The 12,647-nt window shown below is 44.0% G+C and carries 11 protein-coding genes and 2 tRNA genes; 11 read left to right on the top strand and 2 right to left on the bottom strand.

Features of this window, described 5'->3' with window-relative positions; translation table 11 throughout:
* Positions 1-306 precede the first annotated feature (306 nt).
* Positions 307-1,698: a glutamyl-tRNA reductase gene (gene hemA / locus CUR83_RS01875; RefSeq protein WP_284718945.1), complete on the bottom strand. Its 1,392-nt coding sequence runs from the start codon at positions 1,696-1,698 to the stop codon at positions 307-309.
* 550 nt (positions 1,699-2,248) lie between these two features.
* Between hemA and CUR83_RS01870 the strand changes: the two genes are divergently transcribed.
* The 11 genes from CUR83_RS01870 to CUR83_RS01820 all read left to right on the top strand — a co-directional run bounded on the left by CUR83_RS01870 (position 2,249) and on the right by CUR83_RS01820 (position 11,712).
* A complete protein-coding gene (locus tag CUR83_RS01870; protein WP_284718944.1) occupies positions 2,249-4,186 on the top strand; it encodes a tetratricopeptide repeat protein in 1,938 nt (645 codons plus the stop codon).
* 176 nt (positions 4,187-4,362) lie between these two features.
* On the top strand, positions 4,363-4,992 hold the full coding sequence (lolB, locus tag CUR83_RS01865) for a lipoprotein insertase outer membrane protein LolB (protein WP_284718943.1): 630 nt from the start codon (positions 4,363-4,365) through the stop codon (positions 4,990-4,992).
* 90 nt (positions 4,993-5,082) lie between these two features.
* Positions 5,083-6,045, top strand: a complete 963-nt coding sequence (gene ispE, locus CUR83_RS01860; protein ID WP_284718942.1) for a 4-(cytidine 5'-diphospho)-2-C-methyl-D-erythritol kinase — start codon at positions 5,083-5,085, stop codon at positions 6,043-6,045.
* Between the two features lies 1 nt (position 6,046).
* Positions 6,047-6,631, top strand: a complete 585-nt coding sequence (locus CUR83_RS01855) for a hypothetical protein (RefSeq protein ID WP_284718941.1) — start codon at positions 6,047-6,049, stop codon at positions 6,629-6,631.
* Between the two features lie 167 nt (positions 6,632-6,798).
* Positions 6,799-6,874 (top strand) — tRNA-Gln (locus tag CUR83_RS01850).
* Positions 6,875-7,078: 204 nt separating this feature from the next.
* Positions 7,079-7,154 (top strand) — tRNA-Gln (locus CUR83_RS01845).
* 110 nt (positions 7,155-7,264) lie between these two features.
* Positions 7,265-8,212, top strand: a complete 948-nt coding sequence (locus CUR83_RS01840) for a ribose-phosphate pyrophosphokinase (protein ID WP_057758042.1) — start codon at positions 7,265-7,267, stop codon at positions 8,210-8,212.
* A 407-nt stretch (positions 8,213-8,619) separates the two neighbouring features.
* Positions 8,620-9,309, top strand: a complete 690-nt coding sequence (locus CUR83_RS01835; RefSeq protein ID WP_071002496.1) for a 50S ribosomal protein L25/general stress protein Ctc — start codon at positions 8,620-8,622, stop codon at positions 9,307-9,309.
* Between the two features lie 177 nt (positions 9,310-9,486).
* Positions 9,487-10,068: an aminoacyl-tRNA hydrolase gene (gene pth, locus CUR83_RS01830; protein ID WP_284718940.1), complete on the top strand. Its 582-nt coding sequence runs from the start codon at positions 9,487-9,489 to the stop codon at positions 10,066-10,068.
* A 100-nt stretch (positions 10,069-10,168) separates the two neighbouring features.
* A complete protein-coding gene (gene panD / locus CUR83_RS01825) occupies positions 10,169-10,549 on the top strand; it encodes an aspartate 1-decarboxylase (protein WP_010196068.1) in 381 nt (126 codons plus the stop codon).
* 188 nt (positions 10,550-10,737) lie between these two features.
* Complete coding sequence (locus tag CUR83_RS01820) at positions 10,738-11,712, top strand: calcium/sodium antiporter (protein WP_284718939.1); 975 nt, start codon at positions 10,738-10,740, stop codon at positions 11,710-11,712.
* Positions 11,713-11,757: 45 nt separating this feature from the next.
* Here the strand turns inward: CUR83_RS01820 and CUR83_RS01815 are convergent, their stop codons facing one another.
* Complete coding sequence (locus CUR83_RS01815; RefSeq protein WP_284718938.1) at positions 11,758-12,420, bottom strand: RDD family protein; 663 nt, start codon at positions 12,418-12,420, stop codon at positions 11,758-11,760.
* Positions 12,421-12,647 lie beyond the last annotated feature (227 nt).

Below are 12,647 nucleotides of genomic sequence, written 5' to 3'. Positions count from 1 at the left end.
AATGATGAGGTCATGTGTTGTTTTGATATCAATGCTTCAGATTCATGATATGCAAACGCACTGATTCTAATACACATTAATGAGGGCTATAAACATGGGGCGAAACTATTTCTAGTCACGTTATAGTCACAACATGAGCGAGTCTCATCACCCTATGTTAAGCCAAACTGTCTTGACCCAAATCATCCATAAGATTTGATAGTAGCACTGATACTAGAGGTTGACAACGATACGCTCAGGCACTGATATGGCTTGCGCGATTAGAGTTTTATTGGTAAGTGTTCGTTGATCGACGCTGTGAGAACATCAGCGCCCGCGATGGGCATCCTGTAGCCCAGACACCACAAAATCTAGCAAATCACTGTCGCCTTCGCGGGCCGCTTTACGCATGAGCTTGGATGGTGCGTGCGTCAGTGTTTGAGTCAGGCGCCGTGACAGCTCAATGAGAATGTCTTCTGGACTGATATCTTCTTGTTGCAGCTTGGCAATGGACTCATGCAGTAGCTTATCTACTTGATTTTGAGTACAGGTACGATACTGCTGGATGTCTTTACCCACTTGACGAACTTGGAAGCGACGATCTATTTCAACGACCAATTGACTGACTAAAAGTTCTGCATCAACCGCCGCTTGCCGACGCTGCTCAATATTGCCAGCAATCACATGCTGCAAATCATCGATAGAATACAGATAGACATCATCCATGCGACTGATGGTTGAGTCAATATCACGTGGTACGGCCAAATCTATCATCAACATCGGCTGATAACGGCGACGCTTAAGCGCTTGCATGGTCATGGTTTTATCAATCAATAAATCCATGCTGCCACTACAGCTGCTGACAATATCGGCGTCTGCCAATACTTGCGGCAAATCTTGCAAGGGTCTGACGTCTATACGGCGATTGGGACTACGTAACTCAGCCGCCAATGCCTCAGCACGCTCAGGATTACGATTACAAATAATCACTCGCCCAACGCCAAGTCCTGCGATATGGGTGGCAACCAAGCGATTCATCTCACCTGCCGCGACGACCAATAGCGTACGACTCGGCAAGTCATCAAATATCTGCGTGACCAATTTGGCCGCCGCAAAACTCAGCGATACCGCTTGCGCCCCAACTTGCGTCTCGTTACGTACTCGTTTGGCAGCGGCAAATACTTGATCAACGATCCAACCGAGCTGATTGCTCAATACTTTTTGCTCTTGTGCCAAATGCACAGAGCGCTTGATTTGACCAAGTATTTGCGGCTCACCCAGTATCATAGAATCCAGCCCCGCTGCGACTCTTAGCCAGTGGGTCAATGCGTGCGTGTCGCGGTGCACATAGAGATAAGGATCGATATCTACGAGTGGCAGCTGTTTGAATTCAGCAAGCCACGTCTTAATCTTGAGGATATGAGCGCTGATCATGCTTGATGTGACATGAGCACTGCTACTAAAATCATTATGAGAGATGGCGTGATCTGTCTGCTCATTGACTGCCGAGCTTGATGAGTGTGAGTGGTGCGGGGTCAACGTATGGGGCACAAGCGCGTAGATCTCAGTTCGATTGCAAGTGGAGACAATCACACTGCCATCCGTGAAGGATTCTATTTGCTCAAGCGCGACATTCACATCGTCACCCACCAGCGCCAAGCGCTCTCGCAGAGCGACTGGTGCAGTTTTGTGATTGACCCCAATGACCACTAATCTCATTATCGATAGACCATAAACATGACGCCTAGCTGCTCACTCACGCTATCTTATTATTTTTAAAAGACAGTTTTTGACGACAGCGCTGAAAGGAAGACCCTAAAAACCGCTTATTATATCATTATTGCTGGCGTTAATTAACACTCACCCATCTATGATAGCGATATCTCTGTATCTGGTCGCAAATGTAACAAATCAACTACCGATATGATTGATAAAATCAATGGATGTGTTTTGGCAAATAGTCGCTAAGATCGCCATAAATCATTCGCTTAGTGTCGCCTAACTTGTTATATTTCCACAGTATTCTGGTCAGCATAGCTATTTGTATAAAAGTACTAGCAAAATAACTCATGCTTAAAACAAGTATGAGTCATAGCCTATCAATAGAATGATGATTGCTCAGATATGAGTAACACGGATACTATTGTTTATACTGTTCATCTGCTCTTATAATATTTGTCATGGGTACTCTTTACCACTATTTGATTTGAAATGATTAAAATAAATTGCCTCAGTTATGTAGGTAAACCATGGGCGAACACGACTATCTATGATGTTTTTTGGATCATTATCTAGAGCACAACCTCTTTATAACGAGCAATCTAGCCTCCGCGCTTTATTGCAGGTCGTTATTGATCGTTTGTGCCAGCGTTATAAGCTAGCGTTGTCATTGGCCGTCTGTTTATGCCTTGCCGTACCTACACATGCCAGCCATGCTGATACAGAATTGGCCGCAAAAACGCCACCAGCAGCAGTCATTACTAGCGATAACGGGGCAAATAATAATGCTACTTCTAGCACCTCTATCAGCACGACTGTTCATAAAAACAGCCAAAGGACAGATAGCGTAACCAACATTGATGGTCTAGCGCCAGCCAGCCTATGGCAGCCTGAACTCAACGAACCCAGTTTATATGCTCTATTAGATGCAGAGTTTGCTGCGGATCGTGATGACAAACAACGTGCGATTACGATCTATAAGCAACAATCTTTTAAAGAAGATGCCACAGCGGTATTTGAGAGGGCACTAACTCTATCATTGCGTAATGAAAGGGTTGAGGATTCATTAGCCTTTGCGAAATCATGGCAAGACCAGAATCCTGATCATGTACCTGCTTGGTTTTATGTGGCGCATTTGGCACTACGGGCACACGACTATATCTTAGCTGGCGAGACCTTAAACCGCATCTTGCGTTACGATCCGCGTGCAGATTTGAGCGAAATCCTTATCGGTATTTATCCCAATAATGACGATGACAAACGCGAGCTGCTTGCCGCTTTGCAGCCACTAGATAGTGAGCAAAATGCTTCACTGTCCGTATTAAAAGCTGGTTTACTTTACCAATTTAATGAGCCCGAAATCGCTATCGTGCATATCAACCGTGCGCTAGAGCGCCAGCCTGATTATGTGCCTTTTATCACCCTAAAGGCTGACATCTTGCGCAAAATCGTCACCTCTGAAACCGTGGTCAACTATATAAGCCAAGCACGCTTGCGCAATCCTGATAGCAAAAGTTTGTACCTGTACGAGATTCGCTACTTATTAGACTTAAAACAAAGCGAGCAAGCTTGGAAACTATTGCTCGAAGCCCACAGCCGCTTTAACGACGATGCTGAGATTACCTTGTTAGCAGCACTAGTGAGCTTGGATATCGAAGAATATGCGAGTGCGGATGATCTACTCAATATGCTTGCCAAAAACCCCGCTTACCTTGACCAAGCTTATTACTATCTCGGTATCAGTGCTGAGCGCCAGCAGCAGTTTGATAAAGCCAAATACTATCTCAATGCCGTGATGCAAGAAGACTTAGTATTAGAAGCACGTCGAAAAGTGGTGGCATATGAATTGCTCAATGACGACGTCGACGCCGCCATTGCTACTTTAGAAAAGCTACGCAAAGACTTTACGGTGTTCGCCCCTGACACCTTTGTGATGCAAGCCGATATTTTGTGGCAGCAAAATGAATCAGAAGAAGCCTTACGTCTATTGACGCGGGCCGCTCGTAAATACCCTGATAATGAGATGTTACTCTTTGCCCGTGTCCAACTGTTAGATGACAAAAGCGACTATGTCGTCAAACGTACACTTCTTAATCATTTGCAGGCGCTCGATCCTACCAATTTATCCTATCAGCTCAGTTATGCACAGTTGCTATTGGCCAACGAGCGTAGCTCTGAGCAAGGTTTGGCACTCGCCACAGCAATTATTCAGATTCGCTATGACGACCCACGCTATGATAATGACCTTCATCTGCAAGCTCTCAATGTACTGGCGGGTAATGCACTGGCCAAAGAAAACTATAAGCAAGTCATCGATTATCTGCAAACGCCTTACGATGTGCTCCCAACTCTGCGCTCAGGCACTCTATTACTGCGTGCTTATCAGGGTCTTGGCAATAACGAAAAAGTCGAAGCACTACTCGCAGATTTGCAGCAGCGCTTCTCCTTTGGACAACACAATATCAATGACAGCATACAGCTATATTGATATTGGTTTTTCAAAATAACTGTTGCAGCGTGATGCCATTAGACTTGATACTACAAAGCACTTATCAATTACAAGGGACGTATAAGAAGCTAACAGCCGTGCATAACTGAGCAACAAATAGCCCTTAAGCTAATATCTTTGTTAACCTGTCCATTTTCCCATTTTGAGAGCACATTATGTCAGCATCAACGATGTCTTATAAACCAAACAAACTGGCTTTGCTTACTGCGATAGCGACTACAATGGTGATTACCTCTGGCTGTCAGTCACTAAAAACAGCCAACGCGACCAATCAACCAACCACGATGCAAGCTCAAAACGCAGATCAGCCCAAAAAGCTAGAGAGCTTTAATATCACGGGTAAAATTGGGGTGACCACACCTGCTAATGACACCTCAGGTACCCAAGGCGGTAGTGCGTTTTATGCATGGGGACAAGAAAACGATCGTTTTGCTATTGAACTCATCGGCGCGCTTGGCATTGGTAAAACCAACATCGAGTACAATGGTCAAACCGCGACGCTAGTCAGTGAAAAGACAGGTACATTGACCGCTGATGACCCTGAGGAACTATTACAAAAAGCCACTGGCTGGCAAGCGCCTATCTCGCAAATTCCTTACTGGATTTCTGGTCGCCCCGCGCCTTCAGATAGCGCTCCGCAGCTAGATGCTCAAAACCGATTGATCAGATCAGTCAATGGCGACTGGAGTGCCAGCTTTACTTATAAAGGGAATGACAAGCTCCCTAGTAAGATCAGCGCTGTACAACCACAGGGCAATAAAGTTGTGATGACGATTAATCACTAGTCCGTCATTACTAGTATATCACCACTGAAAAATCAGCCCCTATTGCTCATTACCATAGTCGTTTATGACTGTACCTTATGATGAAAAAACATGATTGAAAACATAGCCGAAGCATCTGACTCTACTGTTACGCGTTTATCCCCTGCAAAAATCAATCTATTTTTGCATATTACAGGCAAGCGTGCTGACGGTTATCATAATTTGCAAACGCTGTTTCGCCTGCTTGATTGGGGCGATTATTTGCATTTTTCACTCATGGATGATGTTGTGATACAAACGGCTGATAATAAAGCAGATGCCAATACCCTCTGTCATCAGCTATTAGTATTAGCTGGTGCAGAGGCGATAACTGCCAATATAGAAGACAACTTAATCTTCAAAGCGGCGCGCGCATTGCTCGCTTTTGCCATACAGTCAGAGACTCTACCTAGGGAATTGGCACAAGTCACTGTCACTTTAGACAAGCATTTGCCCATGGGTGCAGGATTGGGCGGTGGCTCATCCAATGCCGCAACAACTATGCTGGTACTTAATGAGCTTTGGCAGCTTAACGTTACTTGCGATGAGCTTATAGAAATTGGTACAAAGGTAGGTGCAGACGTACCCATCTTTATCTTTGGGCAAGATGCCATTGCCATGGGAATTGGTGAAAAATTAACTGCCATCAATTTACCTGACCAGCAATATTTAGTCTTAACCCCAAACGCCCATGTGAACACGGCTAAGCTTTTCGCCCACCCCAAACTACAGCGAGATATCGCTCCTCTATCGATTGATACGATTAAAAATCAATCCAATGATTATGTTCAAAATTTGAATACGCCTTATCACAATGTCTTTACGCCAGTAGTCACCATCCTCGCTCCTGCTGTTGCAGAGGCCTTACATTATTTGCAAGCGTTAGAATCGCAAGCAATGGGTACAGCACGCATGACTGGTTCTGGTAGCGCGGTGTTTTTACCCTTAAATGCGAGTATTGCCAGTGATAAAAAGCTATTGGCAAAGTGGGTTGAAAGTGCGCCTTGTTCGGGGTATGTGGTGGGGAGTTTGTAACGTGAATGCTTTATATCTAAAAAAATGCTCAATAATAGGTACGGTTTTTGTTTGCTTGTCATTGAGTCTAACTGGGTGTACATCGCTACCTAAGTCTTATGATGAACCTAATTCCAAGCGTTTGTCTGATAATGTAATTTTACCATCGCAGCTAAGAATTGAATTAAAAGATAACTCTCAGAATATATCTACTCCTGAGCAGCACCGTAAAACCAGTTCACCTGCTGAACTATTTACTTACGCACCGGCTCTTTCAATGCGCGAAATCAATTTTGTTTTGAAAGGCAAATACGTTATAAAAGATAACTGCTTATACTTTGTTCAGAACGATGATAAGTATCTTAGTCCTATTTTTTATCCAGATAGAGCCATTCTGTTTGAGGATGAAAACTCTATTTCTTTAAAGGGAACCAAGGTTAAACTGGGTGAGGAAGTTCTTACGAGTGGCAAAATTAAAGACCGTATAGGTAGTTACTATTTACGAAAAGGTGATATTGTCATCGAAGACCCAGAGAATACAGCTTGTTTGACGGAACCTGCAATATTTATGAGTGGTAGAGTGGTCAATCCTCTCGTACAAAATTAACTCATACAGCATTAGCTTACGATTGACAGGCTTAATAAAAAGACCTCTATTCACTACAATAGTAGCGATGCAACTCAGGCTAATTCACTTAGTTTCGAATAAATACCAGAAAAAGGCGCAAATGACTTGCAAAATCTAAAAATTTACTTATAATAGGTCGCCACAATAGGGGTATAGCCAAGTTGGTAAGGCATCAGGTTTTGATCCTGACATCCGTTGGTTCGAGTCCAGCTACCCCTGCCATTTTTAGTAAGAAGCGTTAGACATACATTGAGTATAAGCGGTTTATAGACAACCTCTTATGCTATTGTCATTGACAACGTTATCCCAGTTTCGGTATAGTTCGCAATGAACACCGCTAGGGAACACCGTCTTAGACGGTTGATAGGTAGCGAAGCCTAGCTAATACTTTGTTAGCATTCAGCGCTCGTCCTGCCTAGACATTACAGGGGTATAGCCAAGTTGGTAAGGCATCAGGTTTTGATCCTGACATCCGTTGGTTCGAGTCCAGCTACCCCTGCCATTTTTTACTATCTTAGTAGTCTATAATTACTTTCACCACTCTTTTCTTTATTTGGGCAGTTAGACACTGCTTAGTGGTCGCTGCTTGAGTCAATAAATAGGACTTCAGTCATGCCTTATTTGGCAATTTTTACGGGCAACGCCCATCCAGAACTTGCGAAAACCGTCGCCGACCACCTACACATTCCTCTTGGTAAAGCTGACATCACGCGTTTTTCTGATGGCGAAATTGCCGTGGAAATCAAAGAGCACGTGCGCGGTAAAGACGTGTTTATCATGCAGCCGACTTGTGCACCGACCAACGACAATTTGATGGAAATCATGATGATGGCTGACGCTTTGCGTCGCTCTAGTGCGGGCCGTATCACAGCAGTGATGCCATATTTTGGTTATGCGCGTCAGGATCGTCGCCCGCGCTCAGCGCGTGTACCTATCTCAGCAAAAGTCGTCGCTGACATGCTGAACATCGTTAGTATTGATCGCGTAATGACGGTTGATTTGCACTCAGATCAGATTCAGGGTTTCTTTGACATTCCTGTAGACAACATCTACGGTACGCCAGTATTGCTAAACGACCTACAAAAACAAGATTATGACAATATCATGGTGGTTTCACCTGATGTAGGCGGTGTGGTTCGTGCCCGTGCGATGGCCAAGCAATTAGGCGATACCGACATGGCGATTATCGACAAGCGCCGTGCCCGTGCCAATGAGTCACAAGTCATGCACATCATCGGTGATGTCCGTGACCGTGATTGCGTCATCGTTGATGATATGGTCGATACCGCAGGTACGCTATGTAAAGCCGCTGAAGCACTAAAAGAGAATGGGGCACGCCGCGTTTTAGCATACATCACTCACCCTGTCCTATCGGGTAATGCACTCAAAAACATCAGCGAATCTGCGCTAGACGAAGTCGTCGTGACCGATACGATTCCATTATCTGCTGAAGCAAAAGCGTGTAGCAAAATCCGTCAGGTAAGCATTGCACCGATGCTGGCTGAGAGCTTACGCCGCATTAATAATGAAGAATCTATTAGTGCGATGTTTGATGCCTAATGCTAGAGAGTCATTGCTATAAATTTTAATAGTATTATAGTGACAATAAAAATTTAGTAATAAAAATAATAGCGTCAAGTATCAGTACTTGGCGCTATTTTTATGTACGTACTTTGCGTAGGTCTTTATTATTACTACAAAATCCCGTATAATGCGCGCCTGTGCTGACCGTTTGTTTTATTCAATCAGGTTGGCATTATTAAAAGTGCTGATCATGCTAAATAAGAATGGCTATTGTGGTAGTTATTACCATAAAAATCATTATTATAAGCAAATGGCTAACATCGATAGTTGTGTCATTTATACGCAACGATAGATATTAGCTCTCATCACGTATTAGTGGATTGGTCGCAAATCCACTTTTTTATGACCAGACACTTCATCATTCTTTTTATAGGATTATATCCATGAGCAATAATCATTTTGAACTAAACGCTACTGATCGTTCTGCTGACCTACAAGGTAAAGGTGCGAGCCGCCGCCTACGTAAGCAGAACCTAGTTCCTGCTATCATCTATGGTGGTGGTGAGCAGCCAACAGCGATCTCTATCAAAATCAACGAGCTAGTAAAAGCACTTGAGTTTGAAGCATTCTTTTCACACATCTTGACCATCAATGTTGACGGTACCGAGCATCAAGCCGTTATCAAAGACTTGCAGCGTCATCCTGCTAAAGGCTTCCCAATGCATGCTGACTTCCAGCGCGTTGTAAAAGGTCAAAAAATCCACATGAACGTTCCTGTGCATTTTGTTGGTCGTGAAGAAGCGCCAGGTACTGCTGCTGGTGGTGTACTATCTACCCTAGTATCTGATATCGAAGTTATCTGCTTACCATCACAGTTACCTGAATATCTAGAAGTAGATGTATCTGGTATGGAAATCGGTGATTTGTTCCGTCTATCAGACATCAAACTTCCTGAAGGCGTTGTGATTCATGAGCTTGAGCTAGAAGACGGCCATGACCGCACTATCGTTAACATGCAGCCACCAACGGTTGAAGAAGTTGACGAAGATGCTGACGACGTTGATGCTGATGAAGTACCAGCAACTGAGCAAAACGACGGCGCTGATGCTGAAGAAAGCAACGACGACGAGTAATATATTATGTCTAGGTAGCACTTTATTTTGTGCTACTTAGTAACAGACTCGTTTAGTTAAGAAGACAGCAGGCGATTTGAAATCTCCTGCTGTTTTTGTAAGTAAGGTTTGAGAATATACTGTCTATCAACATTTCAAACCTTATCCTTATTTATCAAATTTAAGCAGGGTGTTTTTATGGCCATAAAGCTTATTGTCGGTCTTGGTAATCCTGGTCAGCAGTATATGTTTACGCGTCATAATGCCGGATTTTGGTTTGTCCATCACTTGGCGCAACAATTCAACATCACGCTCTCCCCTGACAAAAAATTCCACGGGGTGACAGGACGTGGGCACATTCATGGCTCTGATGTGCGCTTACTTATGCCGCTCACGTTTATGAATAAATCTGGTCAGTCAGTCGTGCCTATGGTAAATTTTTATGGCATCAAAAACGACGAGTTATTGATTGTTCATGATGAGCTCGATATTCCAGCTGGCAGCATCAAACTCAAAACCGACGGCGGTCATGGTGGTCACAATGGCCTGCGTGATATTACGCCGCATATCGGTAATGACTTTCATCGTCTGCGTGTGGGTATCGGCCATCCTGGTCACAAATCTAAAGTCAGTGGACATGTGCTCTCAAAAGCGTCTCCCGATGAGCAAATCGCCATTGACAGCGCATTGACGGCGGCTTTTGACGCGCTCCCCTTATTGCTAGATGGAGAGGTCGAAAAAGCACGTTCACAAATTAATGGCTTTAAATTGCCTGAATAAAATATTACCTCTATAGTAATAGCCTTTTATTTTGGTAGGTTTGTCCCCATTAACCTTTTGATTTAGTTATTTAATATCAGTTACGCTAAGGAAGCAACCTATGCTACTTAATATGCTTAAATGCAAATTACACCGTGCTCGCGTTACCCATGCTGAGCTTCACTATGAAGGCTCATGCGGTATCGATGGTGATCTACTAGACCTAGCTGGTCTACGTGAAAACGAATCTATCGATATCTATAATGTGACCAATGGCAAGCGCTTTCGTACCTATGCTATCCGTGCTGAGGCAGGCTCTGGTATTATCTCGCTAAACGGTGCAGCAGCACACATGGCAGACCTAGGCGACATCGTGATCATCTGTGCTTACGCGCATTTCGATGAAGTTGAAGCATCGACGTATCAGCCAAAACTGGTCTATTGCAACGAAGACAACACAGTTAAAGACACAGCAAATATCATTCCTGTACAAGTTGCTTAATATGACAGGATGGTGAGGTTTTGGTAAATTTAAGATAAACACAAAGTTACATTTTTGAATTACCTGCTATTATTACTAAAAATCTCGATGCTATGAGGAAAGCTGAATCTAAATCAAGATTCGGCTTTTTTTATGCCATTTTTCTCTATTAAATTCATATTTTTCATCATATATAAGGAAACATACCGATGTGGTTGGCGGTGATTGCAATACTGATTGGGTTAGCAATTTTGGTTTGGAGTGCTGATGTTTTTATTGACGGAGCAACAGCACTGGCAAAGAAGTTTAGTGTGCCAAGCTTCTTAATTGGGGTATTAATATTGGGCATCGGCACATCAGCACCTGAGATGGTCGTGTCAGTATTGGCTGCATTAGAAGGCAGTCCTGAGCTGGCTTTAGGCAATGCTTACGGCTCAAATATTATTAATATTGCTTTAGTACTGGGTGCAACCGTACTGATTAGCCCTATCATCATCCGTAAAGGTATCGTAAAGCGTGACCTGCCGCTGCTACTGCTAATCACTGTCATCGCCGCTTGGCAGCTACGTGATGGCATATTGAGCCAAGTGGATGGTCTGATATTGCTTGTATTGTTGATTGCGGTATTGGGGTTACAGATCGTATTGAGCATTCGTGAAGGCTATCATGAGCATGAAGAGGACATTGATAATGCAGATTCCGATGCGACAGAGCCAAGCGTCGCGCGTGGACTTGGTAGCTTACTGCTCGGTATGCTGATGCTGGTACTTAGCTCGCGGGCGATCGTTTGGGGAGCGGTCGAATTGGCAACGCTCTGGGGGATGAGTGAGCTCATCATTGGCTTGACGATTGTGGCGGTTGGTACATCACTGCCTGAGCTGGTATCAAGCTTGTCAGCAGCGCGTAAAGGCGAACACGATATGGCACTAGGTAATATCATTGGTTCGAATGTTTTTAATACGTTAGCGGTCGTAGGCCTAGCTACGGTGATTGCCCCTATCTCTGCTGATCCTGTGATTTTATCGCGCGATGTGATGGCAATGGGGCTACTGACGATATTACTCGTTGCACTGTGCGTGTTTGCCTTTACAAAAAAGCGCCAGTTCGGTCGTACGTCGGGCGCTACGTTGGTGCTTTTCTTTGTCGGTTATACTGCATGGCTGATTCAAAGCGTTAATATATAACTTTCACTTTTGTATGTTTTGAGCCTTGCTGGCTATTTTATAATCCTAAGACTTTTTCTTACGATTTTTAAAACCACGCCATAACCCTTCATGTGCCACTTTTGGCATTTTTAGGGTAATGGTGTTGGATAGCATATCCTGTACTGCGAGACCACGAGGGTTAAACAGACAAAAAACATAGTTGAATACCAATCCAAGAAACGCGCTGGCTAATAAGGCGGCGCGTGACCCATCAATAAGACTACCGATAATGCCAAAGAGTAATGGCATCAGACAAGCAGCCAAGATACGCTTAAACGACTGTCCCCACGTGAGCCACTGACCCGCGTCATTGATGGTTTTCAATCGCCACGTTTGCATCCCCAATGTCTGACCACCACGGCGCCAAAATATCCCATAGAATGCCACCAGTGTCAGAACAAATGATGGCGTCATAATGGCGTTTTGATACCAAAGCGGTAGTGACTGGGCCTGTGAAGACTCGGTACCCGTCTCCATCGTTAGCAGCGTGCCAACTACGGTCAATATCGTACCCACCAAAAATAACAATGCCAAAATCAACATGCCATCATACAGAATGGCCACGACACGAACCATGGGTTTGGCAATGGTGGGCGCTTCATTAGGATCTTGCTGCGCAAAAGCACTCGGTTGCGGCTTTGATTTATTGACAGGTTTTGACGGGCGTTTAGAGGAACTTTTTGGCATGGTACGAGCTCATAGCAAGCAGTGAATAATAACGCTATTGTACCGTAAATGACTGGTCTATCGTACATTATCCTAGATGGCCGTCTAATCATATTGACTATAGTTGCAAAGCGATTGACAGCAAGTCACCAGTACAAAGCCATCAAGCCCCGTGATAGATTAAAAAAATGACAGACATAAAAAAATCGCCAATTGTCATAAGACAGGCGATTGATTTAGTTGATGAT

This window comes from Psychrobacter pocilloporae, from assembly GCF_029872915.1.
Lineage (GTDB): Bacteria > Pseudomonadota > Gammaproteobacteria > Pseudomonadales > Moraxellaceae > Psychrobacter > Psychrobacter pacificensis.
The sequence above is the reverse complement of the archived record's forward strand: the minus strand, read 5'-3'. Positions and strand labels throughout refer to the sequence as shown.

Bases quoted from the DNA above. Each gene is read 5' to 3' on its own strand.
- hemA (WP_284718945.1), bottom strand. From the start codon at position 1,698: ATGAGATTAGTGGTCATTGGGGTCAATCACAAAACTGCACCAGTCGCT.
- CUR83_RS01870 (WP_284718944.1), top strand. From the start codon at position 2,249: ATGATGTTTTTTGGATCATTATCTAGAGCACAACCTCTTTATAACGAG.
- lolB (WP_284718943.1), top strand. From the start codon at position 4,363: ATGTCAGCATCAACGATGTCTTATAAACCAAACAAACTGGCTTTGCTT.
- ispE (WP_284718942.1), top strand. From the start codon at position 5,083: ATGATTGAAAACATAGCCGAAGCATCTGACTCTACTGTTACGCGTTTA.
- CUR83_RS01840 (WP_057758042.1), top strand. From the start codon at position 7,265: ATGCCTTATTTGGCAATTTTTACGGGCAACGCCCATCCAGAACTTGCG.
- CUR83_RS01835 (WP_071002496.1), top strand. From the start codon at position 8,620: ATGAGCAATAATCATTTTGAACTAAACGCTACTGATCGTTCTGCTGAC.
- pth (WP_284718940.1), top strand. From the start codon at position 9,487: ATGGCCATAAAGCTTATTGTCGGTCTTGGTAATCCTGGTCAGCAGTAT.
- panD (WP_010196068.1), top strand. From the start codon at position 10,169: ATGCTACTTAATATGCTTAAATGCAAATTACACCGTGCTCGCGTTACC.
- CUR83_RS01820 (WP_284718939.1), top strand. From the start codon at position 10,738: ATGTGGTTGGCGGTGATTGCAATACTGATTGGGTTAGCAATTTTGGTT.
- CUR83_RS01815 (WP_284718938.1), bottom strand. From the start codon at position 12,420: ATGCCAAAAAGTTCCTCTAAACGCCCGTCAAAACCTGTCAATAAATCA.